This window comes from Nocardia sp. NPDC050717 (assembly GCF_040654275.1).
Taxonomy (GTDB): domain Bacteria; phylum Actinomycetota; class Actinomycetes; order Mycobacteriales; family Mycobacteriaceae; genus Nocardia.
The window spans coordinates 1-21,793 of record NZ_JBFAHR010000003.1 but is presented as its reverse complement, the minus strand read 5'-3'; the positions used below and the strand labels follow the sequence as shown (position 1 = coordinate 21,793).

20 protein-coding genes are annotated in these 21,793 nt (G+C 70.8%); 8 read left to right on the top strand and 12 right to left on the bottom strand.

The genetic code is table 11. The annotated features are described in order from the left end of the window. Positions 1-4 precede the first annotated feature (4 nt). A complete protein-coding gene (locus AB0H56_RS08580; protein WP_357159272.1) occupies positions 5-1,210 on the bottom strand; it encodes a benzoate/H(+) symporter BenE family transporter in 1,206 nt (401 codons plus the stop codon). Positions 1,211-1,446: 236 nt separating this feature from the next. Between AB0H56_RS08580 and AB0H56_RS08575 the strand changes: the two genes are divergently transcribed. Further along, positions 1,447-2,265, top strand: a complete 819-nt coding sequence (locus AB0H56_RS08575) for a sulfurtransferase (protein WP_357159269.1) — start codon at positions 1,447-1,449, stop codon at positions 2,263-2,265. A 25-nt stretch (positions 2,266-2,290) separates the two neighbouring features. On the opposite strand, the gene AB0H56_RS08570 is transcribed toward AB0H56_RS08575, so the two are convergent. Next, the gene (locus AB0H56_RS08570) at positions 2,291-2,977 is read right to left on the bottom strand and encodes an HNH endonuclease family protein (RefSeq protein WP_357159266.1); all 687 of its coding nucleotides are present in this window, start codon (positions 2,975-2,977) and stop codon (positions 2,291-2,293) included. 60 nt (positions 2,978-3,037) lie between these two features. Continuing rightward, positions 3,038-3,400 carry a hypothetical protein gene (locus AB0H56_RS08565; protein ID WP_357159263.1) on the bottom strand — a complete coding sequence of 121 codons (363 nt, stop codon included), beginning with the start codon at positions 3,398-3,400 and terminating at the stop codon, positions 3,038-3,040. Between the two features lie 200 nt (positions 3,401-3,600). Between AB0H56_RS08565 and AB0H56_RS08560 the strand changes: the two genes are divergently transcribed. Both AB0H56_RS08560 and AB0H56_RS08555 read left to right on the top strand, forming a co-directional pair. Continuing rightward, on the top strand, positions 3,601-6,471 hold the full coding sequence (locus tag AB0H56_RS08560) for a DEAD/DEAH box helicase (RefSeq protein ID WP_357159260.1): 2,871 nt from the start codon (positions 3,601-3,603) through the stop codon (positions 6,469-6,471). Further along, on the top strand, positions 6,471-7,220 hold the full coding sequence (locus AB0H56_RS08555; protein ID WP_357159257.1) for an SWIM zinc finger family protein: 750 nt from the start codon (positions 6,471-6,473) through the stop codon (positions 7,218-7,220). Before AB0H56_RS08560 ends, AB0H56_RS08555 begins: the two co-directional genes overlap by 1 nt. A gap of 4 nt (positions 7,221-7,224) precedes the next feature. Here the strand turns inward: AB0H56_RS08555 and AB0H56_RS08550 are convergent, their stop codons facing one another. The 6 genes from AB0H56_RS08550 to AB0H56_RS08525 all read right to left on the bottom strand — a co-directional run bounded on the left by AB0H56_RS08550 (position 7,225) and on the right by AB0H56_RS08525 (position 12,669). Next, entirely contained in the window at positions 7,225-7,632 is a 408-nt protein-coding gene (locus AB0H56_RS08550) for a DUF3224 domain-containing protein (RefSeq protein ID WP_357159255.1), read from the bottom strand. A gap of 46 nt (positions 7,633-7,678) precedes the next feature. Further along, a complete protein-coding gene (locus tag AB0H56_RS08545; RefSeq protein ID WP_357159252.1) occupies positions 7,679-8,737 on the bottom strand; it encodes an amidohydrolase family protein in 1,059 nt (352 codons plus the stop codon). A gap of 87 nt (positions 8,738-8,824) precedes the next feature. After that, positions 8,825-10,336, bottom strand: a complete 1,512-nt coding sequence (locus AB0H56_RS08540) for an NAD(P)/FAD-dependent oxidoreductase (RefSeq protein ID WP_357159249.1) — start codon at positions 10,334-10,336, stop codon at positions 8,825-8,827. Then, complete coding sequence (locus tag AB0H56_RS08535; protein ID WP_357159246.1) at positions 10,333-10,899, bottom strand: NAD(P)/FAD-dependent oxidoreductase; 567 nt, start codon at positions 10,897-10,899, stop codon at positions 10,333-10,335. The genes AB0H56_RS08540 and AB0H56_RS08535 overlap by 4 nt, the downstream gene beginning before the upstream one ends. Further along, a complete protein-coding gene (locus tag AB0H56_RS08530) occupies positions 10,896-11,819 on the bottom strand; it encodes a ferritin-like domain-containing protein (protein WP_357159243.1) in 924 nt (307 codons plus the stop codon). Before AB0H56_RS08530 ends, AB0H56_RS08535 begins: the two co-directional genes overlap by 4 nt. A 22-nt stretch (positions 11,820-11,841) precedes the next feature. After that, positions 11,842-12,669 carry an SDR family NAD(P)-dependent oxidoreductase gene (locus tag AB0H56_RS08525; protein WP_357159240.1) on the bottom strand — a complete coding sequence of 276 codons (828 nt, stop codon included), beginning with the start codon at positions 12,667-12,669 and terminating at the stop codon, positions 11,842-11,844. A gap of 102 nt (positions 12,670-12,771) precedes the next feature. Between AB0H56_RS08525 and AB0H56_RS08520 the strand changes: the two genes are divergently transcribed. Next, positions 12,772-13,422, top strand: a complete 651-nt coding sequence (locus AB0H56_RS08520) for a TetR/AcrR family transcriptional regulator (RefSeq protein ID WP_357159238.1) — start codon at positions 12,772-12,774, stop codon at positions 13,420-13,422. 3 nt (positions 13,423-13,425) lie between these two features. Here AB0H56_RS08520 and icmF read toward each other — a convergent pair whose 3' ends face one another. Further along, positions 13,426-16,647, bottom strand: coding sequence for a fused isobutyryl-CoA mutase/GTPase IcmF (gene icmF, locus AB0H56_RS08515; protein WP_357159235.1), 3,222 nt, complete (start codon positions 16,645-16,647; stop codon positions 13,426-13,428). Positions 16,648-16,786: 139 nt separating this feature from the next. Between icmF and AB0H56_RS08510 the strand changes: the two genes are divergently transcribed. Then, the gene (locus AB0H56_RS08510; RefSeq protein WP_357159232.1) at positions 16,787-17,749 is read left to right on the top strand and encodes a DUF2157 domain-containing protein; all 963 of its coding nucleotides are present in this window, start codon (positions 16,787-16,789) and stop codon (positions 17,747-17,749) included. Positions 17,750-17,859: 110 nt separating this feature from the next. Here AB0H56_RS08510 and AB0H56_RS08505 read toward each other — a convergent pair whose 3' ends face one another. Next, a complete protein-coding gene (locus AB0H56_RS08505; protein WP_357159229.1) occupies positions 17,860-18,660 on the bottom strand; it encodes an NAD(P)H-dependent oxidoreductase in 801 nt (266 codons plus the stop codon). A 102-nt stretch (positions 18,661-18,762) separates the two neighbouring features. Here AB0H56_RS08505 and AB0H56_RS08500 point away from each other — a divergent pair, with 102 nt between their 5' ends. After that, entirely contained in the window at positions 18,763-19,728 is a 966-nt protein-coding gene (locus AB0H56_RS08500) for a helix-turn-helix domain-containing protein (protein WP_357159226.1), read from the top strand. Position 19,729: 1 nt separating this feature from the next. Here AB0H56_RS08500 and AB0H56_RS08495 read toward each other — a convergent pair whose 3' ends face one another. After that, complete coding sequence (locus tag AB0H56_RS08495) at positions 19,730-20,275, bottom strand: hypothetical protein (protein WP_357159223.1); 546 nt, start codon at positions 20,273-20,275, stop codon at positions 19,730-19,732. 82 nt (positions 20,276-20,357) lie between these two features. On the opposite strand from AB0H56_RS08495, the gene AB0H56_RS08490 reads away from it, so the two are divergent. Both AB0H56_RS08490 and AB0H56_RS08485 read left to right on the top strand, forming a co-directional pair. Beyond that, entirely contained in the window at positions 20,358-21,422 is a 1,065-nt protein-coding gene (locus AB0H56_RS08490) for an enoyl-CoA hydratase/isomerase family protein (RefSeq protein ID WP_357159220.1), read from the top strand. Positions 21,423-21,491: 69 nt separating this feature from the next. Then, the coding region (locus AB0H56_RS08485) for an enoyl-CoA hydratase-related protein (RefSeq protein WP_357159217.1) at positions 21,492-21,793 on the top strand (302 nt) is incomplete at its 3' end.

The window sequence follows — 21,793 nt, the reverse complement described above, 5'->3', positions numbered from 1 at the left end:
CGGGTCAGGCGCCGCCGGGCAGGAACCGGCGGACCGCCAGGCCCGCGAGCAGTGCCCAGAACGCGCCGCCGATGCCGAGGAAACTCGTCCCGGCCGCCGCGACGAGGAAGGTGACGAGCCCGGCCATCCGGTGCTCTGGGTCGCTCAGCGCGCCCGTCAGCGACGCCGCCAGGGTGGCGAGCAGGGCCAGGCCCGCGACGGTTTCCAGGGTCCCCGCCGGTGCCGCGGCGATCAGGGTGACGAGGGCGGCCGAGGCGAGCCCGAGTATCAGGTAGCTCGCGCCCGCGGTGGCCGCGGCGATCCAGCGGCGCTTCGGGTCGGGGCTCGCGCTCGGCGCGGCCGAGAGCGCGGCGCTGATCGCGGCGAGATTGATCGCGTGCCCGCCGGCACCCGCCCCCGCGATGGTCCCGATCCCGGTGACCAGCATCGACGCCCGCCACGGCACCTGATAGTCGAACGAGCGCATCACCGCGACGCCGGGGATGTTCTGCGAGGCCATCGTCACGATGTAGAGCGGGATCGCGATGCCGACGATCGCCTGCCAATGCCAGTGCGGCGCGGTCCATTCCACCGTCGGGACCATCGCGGCCAGGTCGAGCTCGCGGTCGCGCACCGCGATGTCGATGCCGGTGCCGATCGCGGCCACGGCGAAGGCGACCAGCACCGCCCACTTCGGCGCGTATCGCTGCAGCACCAGCCACACCACGATCACCGGCACCACCACGGCCGGGGAGGTCTGCAGGGCTTTCACCGGCGCCAGGCACAGCGGCACGAGCACCCCCGCGAGCATCGCCTGCGCGATCGGCACCGGAATCGCCGCGACCAGCGAACCCAGCCGCTGCCACAGGCCGGTGATCACGATCAGCACGCCCGTCACCGCGAACGCCGCGACCGCGCCTGCCCAGCCCCCGGCCACCAGCCCGGTGCTCGCCAGCAGCGCCGCACCGGGCGTCGACCAGGCCAGCGTGATCGGAATCCGGTACCGGAAACTCAGCAGCAGAATCCCGATGCCCTGGGTGAAACACAGGATCATCAGGCCCGACGCTGCCTGCGCCGGACTCGCCCCCACGGCCCGCAGTCCACTCAGCACCACCGCGAAGGAACTGGTGAACCCGACCAGCGCGGTGATCGCCCCGGCCCCGAGCGGCTGGGCGATTCCCGTCTGCTGCTCGGTGACTTCATCGGGTGTGGTGGTGGTGACCTGCGACATTGTGCAGATATTGCCCGTCGAAGGGGTCGCTGTCGCCTGCCAGTGGGTCGAAAGTGGCCTGATCGGCGTGAGGCCGGACCGGTCCAGTTCGGTCGAGATTTCCTGGGCGCGCGGCGGCGAGATCGGATGGCCACCGGTACTCGGCCGTGGCCGGGGCAATCGCTTCCGTGGGAGGGATCGACTGCGTAGGGTGGCGCAATCAGGGGGTCCGTAGTGACGGCGAGTGAGGAGTGGGTGTGGGCGCGGTGGTGATCTCTCCGGAGGAGCTCCGGGAAGAACTGGCGGACAACAGGATTCATCTTCTCGATGTGCGGTGGGCGCTGGGTGATCCGGACGGTCCGCAGCACTATCTGGACGGCCACATTCCCGGCGCCGTGTTCGTCGACATGGAGACCGAGCTGGCCGCCGCGCCGTCGCCCGCGCGTGGCCGCCATCCGCTGCCCGATCCCGGCACCTTCGAGAAGTGCGCGCGCAGTTGGGGGCTCGGCGACGGCGAGCCGGTGGTCGTCTACGACGCGACCGGTGGGATGGCCGCGGCGCGGGCCTGGTGGCTGCTGCGCTGGGCGGGTGTCGAGAACGTCCGGCTGCTCGACGGCGGTCTGCCCGCGTGGATCGCGGCGGGCGGCGAACTGGCGACCGGCGCCGAGCCCGACCCGGCCCCCGGTGACCTGATCGTGCGCCCCGGCGCGCTGCCCGTCATCGACGCCGACGCGGCCGCGACCTGGTCGGGCACCCTCCTCGACGCCAGAGCCGCCGAACGCTACCGCGGCGAGGTCGAACCCGTCGACCCCCGCGCAGGCCACATCCCCGGCGCCCTGAGCGCGCCCACCACCGAAAACCTGGACAGCACCGGGCATTTCCGCTCCGCCGAAGACCTGCGCGCCCGCTTCGCCCCCTACGCCGACACCCCGATCGCCGTCTACTGCGGCTCCGGCATCACCGCCGCCCACCAGATCGCCGCCCTGGCCATCGCGGGCATCCCCGCCACCCTCTACGCCGGCTCGTGGTCGCAGTGGTCCAACGACCCGAAACGCCCCGCCGCAACCGGAGCCTGAGCACTGACGCCCTTGCTCGAGCGGATCACGGGCAGCCCCGGGCGACCTCGTGCAGCCGGGCGTTGTCGGCGGCGGTGATGGGCAGGTCGTAGTCGAGGGCCACCGTCAGGTACTTCGCCGCGTAGAAGCAGTGGTTGGGGCGGGCCGGGGGGAGCCAGTCTGCGGGGGTGTCGTCGCCCTTGGACTGGTTGGTCGCGGCGCCGGTGGCGAGCAGGTTCACCGAGAGGTCGTTGGCGAAGCGGGCGCGCCGGTCGGGCGCCCACCCGGCGGCGCCCATGTCCCAGGCGGCGGCCAGCGGATAGACGTGGTCGATCTGGACGCGGCCGCCGTCGGACTTGCGGAAGGTGATCTCGGCGCCGGTGTACGGGTCGGCGAGCACGCCCTCGACCACCACGCAGCGGCCGCGATGCACCACCTCGCGTAGCTGCGCGGCGAGGACGTTGTTGCGGGTGTCGCAGCCGTCGTGCCCACCGGGCGCGTCGGTGTCGTCGGACCAGGCCGGGCCGAACACGCAACCCTGACCGGCCTTGCACCCGCGCTCGTACCCACCGGGACGCGGGCGCGCGACGACCACGCGCACCCGGTCCAGCAGCGCGGTGACCTCGGCGCGCGTGGGACTACCGGGCGCGGGTGTCACCGGCTCTTCGAGCGTGAGCACACCGCAGCCCGCGAGCGCGAACAGGAGCACGAGCGACCCGGCCGATTTCCGCATGCCTGCAGGTTGTACCGGGTGCCACCGACAGCGGCGGCCGAACGCCGCCCCGACACGCGCCTACAGCCAGGCGCGCGCCAGGATGTCGTCGGCGGCCAGCTCGCTGGAATTCGGGGGGAATCGGGTCGCCGCGATCGAGGAGATGTGCGCGCCGTCGTGGCCGACGAGCCACGATCCGCCGCGATCCTCGCATTCGGCGATCTTGGCGAACACGGTGAGCAGGAACGTGATGGCATCACGGGGATCGTTGGTGCGTGCCAGGCGCTGGGATTCACCTGGTCTGATCAGATCGAGCCAGATGCCGGATTGGCCGTCCAATCGCATGCCGACGATCTTGCCGGCGTCGATGAACGTGAATTTGCGCCGTTCCCACGGGGTTGTCGGGGTATAGCTCTGCTCGAGAACCTGGAGCAGAATCGTCATCGCTGCCCTCCGCACGCATACAAGGGGTTCATCGGCCGAGCCGGTGCGAGCCCGGTTCGCCTGGGTCGTTGTGCAGTTGTCGCCGGTGGGTGGTCCGGCCCGTGACCTGGGGATATCTCAGTATGTTCCGGGATCGGCGAGAAATCCAGGGGTGTGGCCGGTCGTGGAGGCTGTCGGTGCCGCCTGCTTGGATGGGGACCATGCTGCACGGTCTGTGGTCCCCCGGTTCGGGCCTGCTGCTGTGGCACGACGGGGAACCGGTCGCCGTGGGCTCGGTCCTGGGCGACATCCTGGAGCGGGCCAGGTTCCGGCACCGCGCCGTGGTGCTCGTCGTCGACGCCGAGGGCAGGTCGGAGACCGCCGAGGTGCGCGCGCACGCGTTGGCGCCGCCCACGGCGGCCGTCGTGCTGCGCAGCAGGCTGCCCGTCGAGAACGTCTCCGGCGACCTGCGCTTCCTCGGCCACGTCGCGCGCGGCATCGAACGCTGGGTGCGGGCCGGCCGGGTGGTCCCGCAGGTCGAGCGGGCCGACGGCCAGTGGTGGGTGCGCTGGCGGCTGGTCGGCGGACAGCGTCAGCGCGCCTGGCTGGCCGAGCTCGCCGCCGCGATGCCCGCGGCGCTGCGGGTGGCCGGGTCGCCCGCGGCGGTGCTCGACGACCTGGTCACCGAGCTCACCGACCCGATCGCCCGCGAGTATCTCGCGCACCGGACGATGACCCACCCGCTGCTCGCGGCCCTGGTCGCCGACACTCCGCTCGAGGCCGGTTCGTACCGGGTGGCGGAGACGCTGACCCAGTGGCGCGCCGGGTACGCCGCCGACGAGCCGGAACTCGTCCTGCGTCTGTGCGAACCCGACGGCGAGTTCGGCGTCACGGACGAGTCGGTGGCCCTGTGGCGGTTGCAGGTGTGCCTGCGTCCGGTCGACGACGCGCCGAAGCCCGTCGCCCTCGACGACGACCCGGTCCTGGTGCGCACCGCCGCCGAGAAGCTGGGGCAGGCCCGCACGGCCTACCCGCGCCTGCGCGATCTGCCCACCGACCCGCGCGGCCTCGACCTGCTGCTGCCCACCGAGGTGGTCGCCGATCTCGTCGCGCACGGCGCCCACGCCCTGCAGGAGGCCGGAATCCGCCTGCTGCTGCCGCGCGCGTGGAACATCGCCGAACCGAGCATGCGCCTGCGGGTGAGCAGTCCGGCCGCCGCAGAATCCACGGTGGGCCTGAGCGGATTGCTGTCCTACCGTTGGGAATTGGCGCTCGGTGACCTGGTGCTCACCAAGGCCGAGATGGAACGGCTGATCCGCAGCAAGTCGAATCTCGTACAGCTGCGCGGGGAATGGGTGCAGGCCGACCATCGCGTGCTCGCGGCCGCGGCCCGCTACGTCGCGCTGCACGCCGACGACACCCCGATCACGCTGGCCGACATGATCGGCGAACTCGCCGCCGAGCGCGTGGACGACGTGCCGGTCACCGAGGTCACCGCCGAGGGCTGGGCGGCCGAGTTGTTCGCCAGGGAAGGCGAACCCGAGCCGGTGCCGGTCCCGATCGGCTTGAAGGCCGAGCTGCGCCCCTACCAGGAACGCGGCCTGAGCTGGCTGGCCACGATGAGCCGACTCAACTGCGGCGCGATCCTGGCCGACGACATGGGTTTGGGCAAGACGGTGCAGGTGCTCGCGCTGCTCGCCTATGAGCGGGAGGCGATGGCGGGTGCCGGACCCGCTCGGGCGCATCGTGCCACGGCAGGCGCGCCAGATCGCGTCCTGACAGCGGGCGATGCGGCGCCGGTGGGACCGACCCTGCTGGTGTGCCCGATGTCGGTGGTGGGCAACTGGCAGCGGGAAGCACAACGGTTCACTCCCGATCTGCGCGTGCTGGTCCATCACGGCTCAGGTCGTCTCTCTGGCGCGGAATTCGTTGCGGCCGTGCGCGATTCGGACCTGGTCGTGACGACCTACGCGCTGCTCGCCCGCGACGCCACCCTGCTGAGCGAACAGCAGTGGGAGCGCATCGTGCTCGACGAAGCCCAGCACATCAAAAACGCCGCCACTCGGCAGGCACGGGCCGCCCGCGCCCTGCCCGCGCGACATCGGCTGGCGCTCACCGGCACCCCGGTGGAGAACCGGCTGGAGGAACTGCGCGCCCTGTTCGATTTCGCCATGCCGAAACTGCTCGGGAGCCCGCAGTCGTTCCGGGCCAGGTTCGCCGTGCCGATCGAACGCGAGCGCGATCAGCACGCCATCGACCGGCTGCGCCTGATCACCGACCCGTTCGTGCTGCGCAGGCTCAAGACCGACCCGGCCGTCATCAGTGACCTGCCCGAGAAGCTGGAGATGACGGTGCGGGCCAACCTCACCGTCGAGCAGGCCGCCCTCTACCAGGCGGTGGTCGACGACATGCTGGAGAAACTGAAGGACGCGAAGGGCATGGCGCGCAAGGGCGCTGTGCTCGGCGCGCTCACCAGGCTCAAGCAGGTGTGCAACCACCCGGCGCACTACCTCGGTGACGGTTCGCCGATGCTGCGCCGCGGCAGTCACCGTTCCGGCAAGCTGGCCCTGGTCGAGGACGTGCTCGACGCGGTCATCGCCGACGGCGAGAAGGCCTTGCTGTTCACCCAGTTCCGCGAATTCGGCGACCTCGTGCTGCCGTATCTCACCGAGCGCTTCGGTACCTCGATCCCGTTCCTGCACGGCGGGGTGAGCAAGCAGCGCCGCGACGACATGGTCACCGGGTTCCAGCGCGAGGACGGCCCACCGCTGATGCTGCTCTCGCTCAAGGCGGGCGGCACCGGCCTCAACCTGACCGCCGCCAATCACGTGATCCACCTGGACCGCTGGTGGAATCCGGCGGTGGAGAACCAGGCCACGGACCGGGCGTTCCGGATCGGCCAGCAGCGCGCGGTGCAGGTCCGCAAACTGGTCTGCGTCGACACCATCGAGGAGCGGATCGACGAGATGATCAGCGGGAAGAAGCAATTGGCTGAGCTGGCGGTCGGCACGGGGGAGAACTGGATCACCGAGCTGAGCACCGACGAGCTGCGCGAGCTGTTCACCCTCGGCGCCGAGGCGGTGGGCGACTGATGACCGATTTCAGTCAGTTCGGTCCGCGCAGGCCCGTCACCGGTGGCGCCAGGGCACACGGTGGCTTCGGGCGGACTTGGTGGGGCCGTGCGCTTCTGGACGCGGTGGAGAAGGTCGCCGACGCGGGCAGGCTCTCGCGCGGACGTACCTACGCCAGGGTCGGTCAGGTGGTGAACTACCGGATCGAGCGCGGCGCCGTCACGGCGGAGGTGCAGGGCAGTCAGCCCAGCCCGTTCACCTCGGTGCTGGCGATGCGGCCGCTGCGTCCGGAGGAGGTCGAGCTGCTGCTCGCCGAGATCAGGCAGGCGCCCGGCATGCTCGCCGAGATCGCCTCCGGCGCACTACCGCCCGCCCTCGGCCCGCATCTGCTTCCCACCACGGCGTCCGAGCTGGATTTCTCCTGCTCCTGCCCCGACATGGGCTGGCCGTGCAAACACGTGGCCGCCGTCTGCTACCTGCTCTCGGAACGTCTCGACGAACAGCCCAGCGAGATCCTCACCCTGCGCGGCCTCGACCTCGACACCCTCATCGGCGGCGTCGAGAAGTCCACCCGCGCCGAGGAATCCGACGACCCCTACGGCGACACCCTCGTCCTGCCCGACCTTCCGCGCATCGAGTTCCACCCCGTCATCGACGACCTCGACCCGGTTCCGCTGCGCCGCGCGCTCCGCATGACGACCGAAGACGAACAGACGGCCGCCACCGGCCTCCGCGAACTGCGTTCCCTCTACCCCGAATTCGACAGCTGAGGCCTCAGGGGAGCTCGTAGTCGAACCAGATGTGGTGGCCGCCGGTGCTGTCGACGGACAGGGCGCCCGTTCCGGTGATGCCGGTGAGCGCGCCGGTGCCGCTGGCCGGGACGATGTGGAAGAACTCGTCGGTGCGGTCGGTGCCCTCGGTGGTGGCCGAGTGGACGAAGTTGAACGCGCCGGCCCGGTCGTGCAGGGTGCCTTCGAAGGACTCCATGGCGATGTAGGTGCCCGCGCCGGAGGCCATGTCGAAGGCCGCGGTGAACAGGGTGGCCGAGCGGCCGGTGATCTCGCCCGCGTATTCCTTGGTGATGGTGCTGACCCCGACCGGGAGTCCGGTCTCGATGGGTGGCCGCGGGCCCAGGTCGGTGGGGTCGAACGCGGTGACTTCGAACGTGCCGATTGCTTTCATGCGGTGATGCTAAACCGGGGCACCGACAGGTCGCGGCGCCCGCGCGTCAGTCGATGCGGTACACGCGGGTCGCGGTGCCGCCGAACACCTTCCGCAGGTCGTCGGTGTCGGCGCCGGCGTCGGTGAGCACGGTGGCGACGGTCTCGGCGGCCCCGGTGATGCTGGTGATCGGCCGATCCACCGGGAAGTTCGAGCCCCAGATCAGCCGGTCGGCGCCGAACACCGCGAGCGCGTGCGTGAGCATCGGCCGCACTCGCTCCACCAGCACGGGCACCGGCGTCGGCGCGCCGCGCGGCGGCACCGGATGGCCGAGCACCGGCATCATCAGCCCGCTGACCTTGGCGACCACATTGGGCTGCGCGGCGAGATCGGTGAGGTCCTGGCGCCAGCGCTCGAACAGGGTGTGCCGCTGGGTCACGGTCCGGCCGGTGGACTTGCCGACCGGCCCGAAGATCCCGGCGGGTGTGCCGAGGTGGTCGAGCACGATCGGCACCTCGGGGAAGCGTTCGGCCAGCGCGGTCAGTTCCGGCAGCTGGACCGAGTAGATCCAGGTGTCGAACGAGAGTCCCCGCTCGGCGAGCTGGGCGAACCCGTCCAGGAACGCGGGCGCGGTGAGCCGCCCGTCGTGCGCCGCGAACGATTTCACGGCCGGATCGGGATGGTGGGCCACGTTCGTCCTGATGCCGTGCAGCAGCGGTGAGGCCGACTGGTGCGCGTCCAGGACGGCCGCGAAGTCCGCGGCGGCGGGGTCGGCGGCGCCGACGATCGCGGCCAGCCGTGGCGTGTCGACCCCGAAGGGCAGGCTCGCCACCCAGCGGGTCTCGTCGGGTTGCCAACCGGTCCAGTCCGCCTCGACGTGGACCAGCGCCGATGCCGCGGTCGGACCCAGATCGGCGCGGTAGTCGGCAGGCAGATACGGGCCCATGTAGGCCGAGGCCTCGCCGACGAATTCGCGGTCGCGCCGCGGGGTCAATCGCGTCGCGATATCGATCGGAATCGGCAGATAGCGCAGCAGGGTGGCGTGCTTGCTGAATTGCCGCGGTGTCGAATGCGGGTCCCACTGGTGCAGGTGCGCGTCGATGATGTCGATATCGGTCAGTGTCATGCCGCCGCCGTCCCGTCGGTGCCGATCGCTTCGGTGGCGCGATTGTCACACATTCCGACGGGACGGGGTGGATGAACAGCGGGCGGTTCAGCGTGCCGGGGTGAACACGTAATCGGCCAGGTCGAAATGGCCGCTGCGCCAGGCCGCCTCCAGTGTCGACGACGGCCGCAGCGGCACGTCGCCGTGCTTGTCGAAGTAGTAGCTGTTGGCGTTGGCGCAGCTGTCCTGCCAGAACACCTGCCCGCCGCGCCGCGCGAGCACCTCGCGGAAGAACCGGTCGTTGGCCTCGTGGCGCACCTCCACCCTGGTCGCGCCGGTGTCGCGGGCCCGGCGCAGGCACCGCAGAATATGGCGGGTCTGATTTTCGATGAGCGTGAAATACGAGGCGCCGTTGTAGCCGTACGGACCCATGATGGAGAAATAGTTGGGAAATCCCGGCACACTCACGCCCTCGTAGGCCTGCAGCCGGTTCTCGTCCCACCATTTCTCCAGGTCGAGGCCGTCGACGCCGTGCAGATCGTAGGTCGGCATATTACCCGACTCCATCACTTTGAATCCGGTCGCGAGAATCAGTACATCGGCCGGGTGTTCGGTTTCCGCGGTGCGTACGCCGGTCGCGGTGATCTCGGTGATGGGCCTGGTCTCCAGCGTGACATTCGCGCGGTTGTAGGTGGCCAGATAGTCGTTGGAGAAGCTGGGCCGTTTGCAGCCCAGCGCATAGTTCGGGGTGAGTTTCGCGCGCACGTCCGGGTCCTTCACCTGGCGGCGCAGATGGGCCAGGCCGGCGCGTTCGCCGATCGCGGCGGTGGGCAGCGAGCGGTGGTAGTGGGCGGCCAGCGGGAAGGTGACCTCGACGTAGGTCTGGCTGATCAGCCGCGTGAGGGTGCGGCCGCCGGGTAGGCGCAGCGCCCAGCGCGCGGGCGGCGGTACGGGCAGGTCGGGCCTGGGTAGGCACCAGATCGGGGTGCGCTGGAAGACGGTGAGGTGCTCGACCCGCGGGGCGATCTCGGGGATCACCTGCACCGCCGACGCCCCGGTGCCGATGATCGCGACCCGCTTGCCGCGAAGGTCGAGGCCGTGATCCCAGCGCGCGGTGTGCACCGTGGTCCCGGCGAAGGTCTCGATGCCGGGAATCTCGGGCAGCTTCGGGCGGGTGAGCACGCCGGTCGCGCTGAGCACGAAGCGGGCCGTCAGCTCGGCGCCGTCGGCGGTGCGCAGCACCCAGCGGTCGGCGTCGGCGTCGAAATCGGCGGCGACCACGGTGGTGTTGAACCGGATGTGGGGCCGCAGACCGTATTTGTCCACGCAGGATTCGGCGTAGGCCTTGAGTTCGCGGCCCGGCGCGTACACCCGCGACCACTCGGTGCGCTGGTCGAAGGAGAACTGGTAGCTGAACGACGGGATGTCCACGGCGACACCGGGATAGGTGTTCCAGTGCCAGGTGCCGCCGACACCGTCGGCATCGTCGACGATCAAGAAGTCCCCGAATCCCGCTTCCCGCAAGGCGATCGCGGCGCCGATCCCGGAGAAGCCCGCGCCGACGATGACGATCTCGTGATCGAGGGTGCTCACACCGGGACCGCTGGTTCGCTCGTTCATGCTGATTCCTTCCGGCCGGCCGCGCCGACCCTGGCGGCTGTCGCGGGCAGGTGTCCGCCGCGACCGATGGTGCGCACGACGTGGTGGGTGTCGTCGGCGAAGACGATGGTGTCGACCCGGTGTTCGATTCCGTCGACGGTGCGCACGCCCAGCGGTGCGAGCCGCGCGATCGGCCAGGTGACCAGGCGGCAGTGCGGCTGCCGCAGCGTGCGGTAGTAGCTGTCGTGCACGGCGACGCCCGCGTCGCCGTCGGGGGTGAGCCGGTACCGCATCCACGAATCACGCACCTGGATGCGGAGATTCGCGCGGGCGATGAGCCGCACCAGCCGATCCGGCGCGTGCCGCAGTGCGCCCGCGGGCAGCGGTGCGCGCGGCACGATCCAGGCGGCCTCGGTCTGGAACACGGTCACCCGCGCCGCCTCGGCCGCGATGCCGGGGAGCAGGCGTGCCGCCGCCGCGCCGGAACCGATGATCGCCACCCGTTCGCCGGTGAACTCCCCGCGCGGATGGAAGTCGAGGTGGTGCGCGATCCGGCCGTCGAACGTGCCGGGGAGCGCGCTCATTTCGCGACCGGATCGTAGGTGAGCTCGCGGACCCACGACGGACGGTGACCGAGGACCCGGACCGGGAACCGGTCGATGCACGCGCTGGACACGTCGGCGAGCAGCTGGAACGGCTGGCGCCGGTCGATGGTGGCCTTCGCGTGCAGCCGCACGACGTGATACAGCGGCAGCCGCCGGATCCGCGGGCTGCGCTCGCCGACGGTCTCGTAGCGGCGCACCGCGTTCCACAGTTTGTCCTCGTCCAGGCCGAGCGCCACGATGTTCGCCGCCATCCGGGACAGCAGCGGCGCGTAGAGCAGCGCACCGAGCACGAACGACGGCCGCGCCGCGAAACCCGCTGTCTCGATGGCGATCTTGCGCAGCGGCCCGGCGCCGAGCTGTTCGAGCACCTGGAAGCCGACCGCGAGGTGCCGGGATTCGTCGCTGTTGATGTGCCGGAACACCTCGTGGCACACCGGATCGTCGACCTCGTCGAGCAGGAACTTCACCAGCGCCCCGTCCAGCGCCGTCTCCAGCGACGGGATGACGGTGCCGAGCACCGGCAGGGTCATGTGCTCGGCGTAGCGGTCGAGCCAGCTGATCACCAGGCGGATGTTCTTGTTGGGCACCGGCATCGCGTCGTCGCCGAGCATGCCCCAGCGGCGCATGAGCGCCAGCTCGGCATTGGCGTGCTTCTGCTCCTCGGCGTGAAAGTGCCGGTAGATCTCGCGCAGCGCGCCCGGCGGCGCCTGCTGGACCAGCGCGGCGAATCCGCGGGCGCCGACGTGTTCGATCCACACCAGATCGGACATGAACGCGGCCAGGCGCGGTCGCTGCTCGTCGGTGACCAGCTCGGCGCCCGGTGCGTCCCAGTCGATATCGGCCAGGGCCCATTGCTTGGCGCGCACGGTGGCGAGCATGTCGGGATAGGCGAACGTCATTGTCCGTCTCCTCTCGGTCGGTTCAGCGCACCACCCGCTCGAGCAGGCCCGCCGAACGGGTGTAAGTGGCAGGCATCCAGCGTTTGGCCTGCCACAGCACTTTGGCTTCCAGTTGTGGCACCACGTAGAGGTCGCCACGGTCGACGGCGTCGAGGGTGGTCTTCGCGATGCTCGCGGGTGGGCGGCCGGTCCACCGCAGCAGCAGCCCGCCCAGGCGCTCCGCGGTCTCGTCCATCGGCGAATCCGCTTGCATGATCCCGGTTTTCACCCCCGTGGGGCACAGGACCGTCACGCCGACCCCGGTGCCTGCCAGTTCGGCCGACATCGTCTCCGACAGCGCGAGCACGCCCGCCTTGCTCACGTTGTAGGCCGCCATCCGCGGGGCGGCGCCGAACGCGGCGGCGGAGGCGACATTGACCACCGTGCCCCGCCCGGCCGCGCGCAGGATCGGCGTGAAGACATGACAACCGTTGATGACGCCCCACAGGTTCACTCCGAGGGTGCGCTCCCAGTCGTCGAGGGTGAATTCGCCGACCGGCGGCCCGCCCGCGCCGATCCCGGCGTTGTTGATCACGAGGGTGGGCGCGCCGCCGAACCAGTCCTGCGCGAGGGGCGCCAGCGCGGTGACCTCGTCGATCGCGGTGACATCGCAGCGGGCGCCGATGGCCTTTCCACCCACCTCGTCCACCAGGGCGGCGGTGTCGGCGGCCCGGCTCGCGTCGAGGTCGGAGCACACCACCCGCCCGCCGCGCCTGCCCAGTTCGACCGCGAAGGCGCGGCCGATGCCGCTGCCGGCGCCGGTGACCACCGCGTCGGCGTGTTCGGTTCGGCGACGACGAAACAGGCGCATGGTGACTCCCGGGTCCTAGCGGTCCGACTCCAATTGGTGTCACACGCCACCATTGGCCGCACCTGACACCAATTAGGCGCCGGGGGGAGTACTTTGTCAACCATGGATGTGCGCGCACCGGCCCGGACGTGGGGTGGCCGCACCGCGGAGCAACGCAGGGCCCAGCGCCGCGCCGACCTGGTCGAGGCGGCGCTGGCGATCTGGCTCGACAGCGGATGGGCCGCGGTGACGATGCGTGGCGTCTGCCAGCGGGCGGGTCTCAACGACCGGTACTTCTACGAGAGCTTCGCCGACCGCGACGACCTGCTCGCCGCGGTCTGGGACGAGGTGTGCGCGGAGGTCTTCGCCGATCTGGCCACCATCCTGGCCGACAACGCCGGACGCGCGCCCATGGACATCCTGCGCGCCGCGATCGCCCGCGCCGTCGCGTTGCAGACCGACCAGCGTGGCCGGGCCCGCATCCTGCTGGCCGACCACGCGGGCAGCGCCGTCCTCGAACAGCGGCGCAAGGCGATGCTCACCGACGCCACCGACCTGCTGATCGCCGCCGCCTGGCCCCATCTGCGCCCCGACGTCGACGAGACGGCCGTGCGGATGAGCACCCTGGCCGGCATCGGCGGCTTCATCGAACTGCTCACCGCCTGGCGCACCGGCGCCGTCGACGTGGACGCCGCGCGGATCGTCGAGCACACCTTCGCCATCGCCACCCAGCTCGGCGCGATGTTCCTGCCCGCCGAGATCATCGGCGGCTGAGCCTCACACGGTGCGCCGGTACTGCCCGCCCACCGCGAAGAACGCGTCCGTGACCTGCTGCAGCGAGCAGACTCTGGCCGCGTCCATCAGGACCTCGAAGATGTTGCCGTCGGTGTGGGCCACCTCGGCCAGCCGCGCGAGCGCCGCGTGGGCCTGCTCGGCGTGTTCGTCCTGGAAGGCACGCAGGCGATCCAGCTGCGAGCGGCGTTCGGCCTCGGTGCCGCGGGCCAGTTCCAGCGGGCCGTGCGCCGCCTCGTCGTCGTGCCCACGGAAGGTGTTCACGCCGACGATCGGCAGCGACCCGTCGTGTTTGCGCTGTTCGTAGCGCATCGACTCGTCCTGGATGCGGCCGCGCTGATAGCCGGTCTCCATGGCGCCGAGTACGCCGCCGCGCTCGCTGATCCGCTCGAACTCGAGCAGCACCGCCTCCTCGACCAGGTCGGTGAGCTCGTCGATGACGAAGCTGCCCTGCAACGGATTCTCGTTGACCGCCAGACCCCATTCCTTGGCGATGATGAGCTGAATGGCCAGCGCGCGGCGCACCGAATCCTCGGTCGGGGTGGTCACCGCCTCGTCGAAAGCGTTGGTGTGCAGGCTGTTGCAGTTGTCGTAGACGGCGATCAGCGCCTGCAGGGTGGTGCGGATGTCGTTGAACTGCATCTCCTGCGCGTGCAGCGAGCGGCCCGAGGTCTGCACGTGGTACTTCAGTTTCTGCGCGCGCTCGCCGCCGCCGTAGCGGTTGCGCATGGCCACCGCCCAGATCCGCCGGGCGACCCGTCCGATCACCGTGTACTCCGGATCCATGCCGTTGGAGAAGAAGAACGACAGATTCGGCGCGAAGTCGTCGATGGCCAGCCCGCGCGCGAGATAGGTCTCCACATAGGTGAATCCGTTGGCCAGCGTGAACGCGAGCTGGCTGATCGGGTTCGCGCCCGCCTCGGCGATGTGATAGCCCGAGATGGAGACCGAGTAGAAGTTGCGAATGTCGTTGCGCACGAACCATTCCTGCACGTCGGCCATCATCCGCAGGCTGAACTCGGTGGAGAACAGGCAGGTGTTCTGGCCCTGGTCCTCCTTGAGGATGTCGGCCTGCACGGTGCCGCGCACGGTCGACAACGTCCGCGCCCTGATCGCGGCGGCCTCCTCGCCGGTGGGTTCGCGGCCCTCGGTCTCGCGGAAGCGGTGCACCGCCTGATCGATCGCGGCGTTGAGGAAGAAGGCGAGGATGGTCGGCGCGGGGCCGTTGATGGTCATCGAGACCGAGGTGGTCGGCGCGCACAGGTCGAAACCGTCGAAGAGCGTGCGCATGTCCTCGATGGTGGCCACCGAGACGCCCGAGGTGCCGACCTTGCCGTAGATGTCGGGCCGCTCGGCCGGATCGTGGCCGTAGAGGGTCACCGAGTCGAACGCCGTCGACAGCCGGGTGGCCTCCGCGTGCGCGCTGAGCACCTTGAAACGGCGGTTCGTCCGCGCCGGATCACCCTCACCGGCGAACATCCTGGCCGGGTCCTCGTTGTCGCGCTTGAAGGCGAAAACACCTGCGGTGAAAGGGAACCGGCCGGGCAGGTGCTCGGCGCGCAGGAAACGCAGCAGCTCGCCGTGGTCGGTGTAGCGCGGCAGGGCGACGCGCGGAATGCTCGACCCGGACAGCGATTCGCGGCGCAGCGGGGTGCGGATCTCGCGGTCGCGGACGCGGACGACCTGTTCCTCGCCCTGGTAGCTCTCGGCGAGGGACGGCCATTCGGCGAGCAACGCCGCCGATTCGGGGGAGAGCTCGGCGCGCGCCTTCGTCAGCAACTCGGCGACCGCGGTGTCGTCGGGCAGTTCCGCGGCCACGGCGGCGAGTCGCTGAACGCGCTGTGCCGCTGCGCATTCCCGCGCGGTCTCGGCGTGGTAGGCCCGCACGGTCTCGGCGATCTCGGCCAGGTACCGGACCCTGGCCGGTGGCACCAGCGTGGCGAAGCGGGAGGAGACCTTGGTGTCCACCTTCGGCAGCGTGCCCGGTTCGAGGGCGAGGCCGTGCTCGGTCAGCAGGCCGGTGAGGTGCTGGTAGAGCGCGGTGACGCCGTCGTCGTCGAAGGTGGCCGCGCTCGTGCCGAAGACCGGCATGTCGGCCGGGCTCACACCGAATTCGCCACGGTTGCGGATCAATTGGCGGGCGACATCGCGCACGGCGTCGGCGGCGCCGCGGCGCTCGTACTTGTTCACCGCGACCACGTCGGCGTAGTCGAGCATGTCGATCTTCTCGAGCTGCGAGGCGGCGCCGAACTCGGGCGTCATCACGTACAGCGCCACCTGGACGTGGTCGACTATGCCTGCGTCGCCCTGGCCGATGCCCGGAGTCTCGAGGATCACCAGGTCATGGCCCGCGGCGCGGCAGGCGGCGATCATGGTGTCGATGTCGTCGGGCAGTTCGTGATTGCCGCGGGTGGCCAGCGACCGGAAGTACACGTGCTCGCCGTCGAGGGCGTTCATCCTGATGCGGTCGCCCAGCAGCGCGCCGCCCGCGCGCCGCCGGGTCGGATCGACCGCGAGGACGGCCACGCGCAGTTTGTCCTGCTGGTCGGTGCGCAGTCGGCGCACCAATTCGTCGGTGAGCGAGGACTTTCCGGACCCGCCCGTACCGGTGATCCCCAGGACCGGAACCCGGCGTCGGTCCGCCGCTGCCCGTATCGCGGTGCGGTCGTCCTCGGTGAGGGCGCCCTGTTGCAGGCAGGTGATGGTGCGCGCCAAGGCATTCCGGTCGCCGGTGTAGAGGGCGTTCAGGTCGGGTGGGGTGCGGGCGGGATCGACATCGCACTCGCGGATCAGCTCGTTGATCATGCCGGGCAGGCCGAGTCGCTGACCGTCCTCCGGCGAGAAGATCCGTACCCCACTGCGCGCGAGCCGCTCGATCTCCTCGGCGACGATCACGCCGCCTCCACCGCCGAAGATCCGCACGTGTCCCGCGCCCGCCGCCCGCAGCGCCTCGGCCAGGTACTCGAAGAACTCGATGTGCCCGCCCTGGTACGAGCTGACCGCCACGCCCTGGACATCCTCTTCGACGACGGCGTCGACGATCTCGCGGACCGAGCGGTTGTGGCCGAGGTGGATCACCTCGGCGCCTTGGGCCTGCAGGATGCGCCGCATGATGTTGATCGCCGCGTCGTGCCCGTCGAACAGGGCCGCCGAGGTCACGAATCGCACGGGATGGACCGGGACGTGCAGTGCGCCGGACTCGCTCATGACCGCCTCCACGAACAGTGGGTGGATCGCCCGATGCTAGGACGTCCAACTAATTCTAGTATGACCTGGGTCACGCCGCTGCGAAACGCGGCGCGCGCGAATCGCCGGATTCGGCGGCGCCGCTCGACATACTCGACGGATGGTTCGCGAGCATCGGGTCGGGGTGGCGCTGGAGCGGCTGGTCGCGGCCGGGGTGATCAGCGCCGACCAGCGCGGGGCGATCCTGCGGGCCGTCGACGCCCAGGAGCGGGCGGGCCGGGCGAGCGCGGGCCGGGTACTGGCCGAGATCGTCGCCTACCTCGGGGCCGGGCTGGTGCTGGCCGGGCTTGCCCTGTTTCTCGGGCGGGCCTGGACGCAGGTGGCGCAGACCGGGCGGGTGGTGTTGCTGCTGGTCGTGGCAGGCTGCGCGGTCGGGGGAGCGGTGGTGCTCGCGGGCGGGTGTGGCGGGGTGTTCCGGCGGGTCCCGATCGCCGCGGCCGGGCGAAGCAGGCTCGCGGCGGTACTGCTGGCGCTGGCGGCCGGGGCCGTGTGCGGCGCCGTGGCCACCGCGCTCGGTGACGGTGCGGGCGCCGAGATCGCCGCGTCGATCGCGGGACTGCTGATGGCGATTCTCGGCTATCTGCTGGTGCCGAGCGTGCTCGGCATGGCCGTGCTCGGCGCCTTCGGTGTCGCGAGCGTCGTGAACTCGACCGGCGAGATCTTCGACTACCGCTCGGCGTGGCCGGGCGTGCTGTTGATGGTGCTCGGCGCGTTGTGGTTCGCGCTCGCCTGGGCGCGGCTGCTCGTCGCGGAGTGGGCGGGTTACCTCATCGGCGGGCTCATCGCGGTCGGCGGAGCCCAATCGGTGGCCTGGGGCGATTCGCTGTGGCGGCCCGCCCTGACCCTGCTGGTCGGCCTGGCCTGTTGTGCGCTCTACGCGCTGCGCCCCGAACCCGTGCTGGTCCTCGGCGGCGCGGCGGCGGTGGCGGTGGCGGTCGCCCAAACGGTGGCCGACCACACCGACGGCGGTCCCGCCGCCGCCAGCATCGTCCTCGCCATCGGCGCCGTGGTCCTCACCAGCGGCCTGATCGCCGCCCTGGTGGGACCGAAACGTCAGGGCTGACTCACAGCCGCCGAGCGCGGGCGGTGGCCGGCGCTGTACCTGGCCGTGGACGCCACGTTCACCACGGTCACGGAACTGGTCGTCGACGGCGGCTTCGCGCAGGGGCTGGGTCAGCGCGCTCGGGCGGCGGCCCAGCGGGATTCGGCGTCCTTGCGGTGGATGCCGAGGCCGGATCGGTCCGGGTGGTGGGCTTGGCGCAGGTTCCACTCGGCGTCGTAGTCGCCGCTGTCCTGGTGGCGGTAGGGGATGGGCGCCGCGGTCGGCAGGGCGAGCAGGCGGGTGCGCAGGTCGGCGGTGATGGTGGCGAACCGGTCCGCGCTGACCCGGTTGGTGCCGGGGATGATCACCGGCTCGACCACGTCCATGCCCGTGTAGAAGAAGGTGCCGTGGAGCAGGGGGAACAGGGCCTCGGTGAGGTCGCCGTGGATGCCGCGGGGGCCGAGGCCGGTGTGCGCGCCGACCGACACCACGGCCGTCGCCCGCTTGCCCGCCAGTCCGCCGTCGCCGTAGCGCCGGGTGCGGCCGGTCGCGGGATCGCGCACGCCGTAGGCGTAGCCCTGCACCATGACCCGGTCGAGCCAGCCCTTCATGATGGCGGGCACCCCGTACCACCACAGCGGGAAGTGCAGCACCACCGTGTCGGCCCAGGCCAGCTTCTCGTGCTCGGCGCGGATGTCGGGGGCCAGCCGTCCGGCGCGCAGGGCCGACTCGGACTCGCGGGCGACGTCGAGCCGCTCGGCGCCGTCATGGGCGAAGTCCGCGGCCGTCACGACCGGATTCCAGTGCATCGCATAGAGATCGGATTCGACCACCTCGTGCCCGGCCTCGCGCAGCGCGGCGATCCCGGCGGTGCGCAGCTGGGCGGTCAGCGATCGTGGCTCGGGATGGGCGAACACCCACAACACTCGCATGGGGCCTGTCCTTTCCTCGGATCTTCGGGACGCCATCCAGGCTGCCGAGGACGACCGGCCGCGACCAGTGGCTGGATGGGCAATATGTGAAAGAATCGGGCCATGGCTGTCCATCGGGTCGCGGTGCTGGCGCGGGACGGGGTGATGCCGATGGAGCTGGGGATCGTGCACCAGCTCTTCGGCTCGGCCCGCTCCGGGGCGGGCGCGCGGCTCTACGACGTGCTCACCTGCGCGCCCGAGCCCGGTCTGCTGCGCACGGACGCCGACTTCTCCGTCGCCGTCGAGCACGGCACCGCGGCCCTGGCCACCGCCGACACCATCGTTCTGCCCGCCTCACACGAGCTGGACGAACGCGACGACCCCGCCGAAGCCGAGATCGCCGACCGGTTGCGCGCGGCCCGGCGGGCGGGCTGCCGGATCGCCTCGATCTGCACGGGCGCCTTCGTCCTCGCCCGCGCCGGTCTGCTGGACGGGCGTCGCGCGACCACCCACTGGTTGTCGGCCGACCGGCTGCGAGCCGAGTTCCCCTCGGTGCGGCTGGACGCCGCCGTGCTGTTCACCGAAGACGACGGCATCTTCACCGCGGCCGGTGAAGCGGCCGGAATCGACCTGTGCCTGCACCTGATCCGCACCGATCACGGCGCGGCCGTGGCCGGTGACGTGGCCAGGCGGACGGTCGTGCCGCCCTATCGCGAAGGCGGCCAGGCCCAGTTCATCGACCTGCCACTGCCCGCCGCCGACGAGTCGACGACCAGCGGCGCCAGGGCATGGGCACTGGCCCACCTCGATCAGCCGCTCACCCTGAAGGTCCTCGCCGCGCACGCCGCCATGAGCCCGCGCACCTTCACCCGCCGGTTCCGCCGGGAGACGGGCATGTCGCCGGGCGCCTGGCTCGCCGGACAGCGCCTGATCCGGGCGCGGCAGCTGCTGGAGCAGAGCACGCTGAGTGTCGACCAGATCGCTGACCAGGCCGGATTCGGCACCGGAGCCTCACTGCGCCAGCACTTCTCGCGAGCACTGGGCACCAGCCCGTCGGCCTATCGCGCCACCTTCCACGGCGGGGGATAGGTCAGCGGATCAGCGTGGTCTGCTGGGCGCGGATGGTGCGGAAGAAGCGCGGGCCCACATCGGCACCGTCGTGGTTGTAACTGTCGATGATCTCGGCCAGCTCGGCGGCGAGGCGGCGCAGGTCCTCGGTGGCGGTGGTGCGGTCGAATTCGTCGAACTCCCAGCCCCAGGACGGCGGGATGTCGTCGATGGTGACGACGATCTGGTCGGCGAACGGCGTGTACACCGTCACCGTGAGCTCGGCGGGCGCGGCGGCGAGCGGGCTGTGCACCGTCACCTCGCCCGGCCCGCCGACGACGGCGAACCGGCGGGCGAAGGCGATGTCCTCGCGCACCGATTCGACGATCGAGGCTGTGCTCGCGTGCCTGCCCGGCCGATCGTGGCGTTTGCCGTACACCCGATCGGCGTCGGCGCGGGTGGCCTCGGGAGATTTCCGCAGGATCCGGTCGAGCATCCGCTGCGCCGTCGCGCGCTCGTCCGGGCCGGTGTTCTCGTGCTCGATCAACGCGCGCAGGCGGGTGATCCGCACGAAATGGTCGGTGCCCATGCCCCGATTGTGCCGTAGGCCCGCCGGTGGAATGCGTCACATCGCTCCGGGTTCGCGCGGCGCCGAATTTATCGTGACGGGCATGAGTGAAGCGGAAGTGCTGTTCGAGGTACGCGACGGGCTCGGTCTGATCACGCTGAACCGGCCGCGGGCGATCAACGCGCTCACCCACTCGATGTGCTCGGCCATCACCGCGTCCCTGCGCGAGTGGGCCGCCGATCCGGCGATCCGCACCGTCGCCATCGTCGGGGCGGGCGAGCGCGGGCTGTGCGCGGGCGGCGACATCGTCGCCATCCACCGCGACGCGAAGGCGGTCACCGACGGCGGGCCCGCGCCGCTCGATACCCCGTCGGCCGCGTTCTGGCGCGACGAATACCTGCTCAACGACCTCATCGGCGGCTACCCGAAGCCGTATGTCGCCTTCATGGACGGCATCGTGATGGGCGGCGGGGTCGGCGTGTCGGCGCACGGCAGTCACCGCGTCGTCACCGAACGCTCGCAGATCGGCATGCCGGAGACCGGGATCGGTTTCGTCCCCGATGTCGGCGGCACCTACCTGCTGTCGCGCACCCCCGGTGAGCTGGGCACCCACGTCGCGCTGACCACGGCGCGGATGGGCGCGGGCGACGCGATCTTCGCCGGTTTCGCCGACACCTTCGTGCCCTCGGCCGACCTGCCCGCCCTTCTCGACGCCCTGCGCACCCTGCCCGCCGACGAGGCGATCGCCCGCTTCGCCGCTCCCGCGCCGGACTCCGAGCTCGCCGCGCAACGCGGCTGGATCGACACCTGCTACGCCGCTGACACCGTCGAGGAGATCGTCGAGGCCCTGCGCGCCGCCGACGCGCCCGAGGCGACCAAGGCCGCCGAGGATCTGCTCAGCAAGTCGCCGACCGCGGTGAAGGCCACGCTGCGCGCGTTGCGCGGGGCCCGCGAGCTGCCGACGCTGGCCGCCGCGCTCGCGATCGAACTGCGGATCACCGTGGCCGCGCTGAGCACCCATGACCTGGTCGAGGGCATCCGCGCCCAGGTGATCGACAAGGACCGCGCGCCGCGCTGGTCACCGGCCACCCTGGCCGAGGTCACCCCGGCTCAGGTCGACGCCTACTTCGCTCCGCTGGGCGCGGGCGAGCTGAATTCGGCGGTGTAGAAGCCCCGCGGTGCCGCTGGGTATCGTCAGCGGCATCCGTGACCGTTGACGAACACAAGAGGGTGCGCCGTGACCGATTTCGAGACGATTCTGCTGGAGCGCAAGGGCGGCAGCGAGGGTAAAGGGGCGGTCGGCTGGATCACGCTGAATCGGCCCAAGGCGCTCAACGCGCTCAACAAGCAGGTTCTCGACGATGTGATCGCGGCGTTGGATGAGCTCGAGGCCGATGATTCGATCGGTGCGGTGGTGATCACCGGTTCGGAGAAGGCGTTCGCGGCGGGTGCCGATATCAAGGAGATGGCGCCGCAGTCCTACATGGACATGTACATGTCGGATTTCTTCGCGGGCTGGGATCGGCTGGCGAATTTCCG

Excerpts from the sequence above, each read along its gene's own strand:
- AB0H56_RS08545 (WP_357159252.1), bottom strand. The coding sequence starts at position 8,737 with ATGACACTGACCGATATCGACATCATCGACGCGCACCTGCACCAGTGG.
- AB0H56_RS08550 (WP_357159255.1), bottom strand. The coding sequence starts at position 7,632 with ATGAAAGCAATCGGCACGTTCGAAGTCACCGCGTTCGACCCCACCGAC.
- AB0H56_RS08570 (WP_357159266.1), bottom strand. The coding sequence starts at position 2,977 with ATGCGGAAATCGGCCGGGTCGCTCGTGCTCCTGTTCGCGCTCGCGGGC.
- AB0H56_RS08510 (WP_357159232.1), top strand. The coding sequence starts at position 16,787 with ATGGTTCGCGAGCATCGGGTCGGGGTGGCGCTGGAGCGGCTGGTCGCG.
- AB0H56_RS08555 (WP_357159257.1), top strand. The coding sequence starts at position 6,471 with ATGACCGATTTCAGTCAGTTCGGTCCGCGCAGGCCCGTCACCGGTGGC.
- AB0H56_RS08490 (WP_357159220.1), top strand. The coding sequence starts at position 20,358 with ATGAGTGAAGCGGAAGTGCTGTTCGAGGTACGCGACGGGCTCGGTCTG.
- AB0H56_RS08520 (WP_357159238.1), top strand. The coding sequence starts at position 12,772 with ATGGATGTGCGCGCACCGGCCCGGACGTGGGGTGGCCGCACCGCGGAG.
- AB0H56_RS08535 (WP_357159246.1), bottom strand. The coding sequence starts at position 10,899 with ATGAGCGCGCTCCCCGGCACGTTCGACGGCCGGATCGCGCACCACCTC.
- AB0H56_RS08495 (WP_357159223.1), bottom strand. The coding sequence starts at position 20,275 with ATGGGCACCGACCATTTCGTGCGGATCACCCGCCTGCGCGCGTTGATC.
- AB0H56_RS08505 (WP_357159229.1), bottom strand. The coding sequence starts at position 18,660 with ATGCGAGTGTTGTGGGTGTTCGCCCATCCCGAGCCACGATCGCTGACC.
- AB0H56_RS08540 (WP_357159249.1), bottom strand. The coding sequence starts at position 10,336 with ATGAACGAGCGAACCAGCGGTCCCGGTGTGAGCACCCTCGATCACGAG.
- AB0H56_RS08560 (WP_357159260.1), top strand. The coding sequence starts at position 3,601 with ATGCTGCACGGTCTGTGGTCCCCCGGTTCGGGCCTGCTGCTGTGGCAC.
- icmF (WP_357159235.1), bottom strand. The coding sequence starts at position 16,647 with ATGAGCGAGTCCGGCGCACTGCACGTCCCGGTCCATCCCGTGCGATTC.
- AB0H56_RS08580 (WP_357159272.1), bottom strand. The coding sequence starts at position 1,210 with ATGTCGCAGGTCACCACCACCACACCCGATGAAGTCACCGAGCAGCAG.
- AB0H56_RS08525 (WP_357159240.1), bottom strand. The coding sequence starts at position 12,669 with ATGCGCCTGTTTCGTCGTCGCCGAACCGAACACGCCGACGCGGTGGTC.
- AB0H56_RS08565 (WP_357159263.1), bottom strand. The coding sequence starts at position 3,400 with ATGACGATTCTGCTCCAGGTTCTCGAGCAGAGCTATACCCCGACAACC.
- AB0H56_RS08500 (WP_357159226.1), top strand. The coding sequence starts at position 18,763 with ATGGCTGTCCATCGGGTCGCGGTGCTGGCGCGGGACGGGGTGATGCCG.
- AB0H56_RS08530 (WP_357159243.1), bottom strand. The coding sequence starts at position 11,819 with ATGACGTTCGCCTATCCCGACATGCTCGCCACCGTGCGCGCCAAGCAA.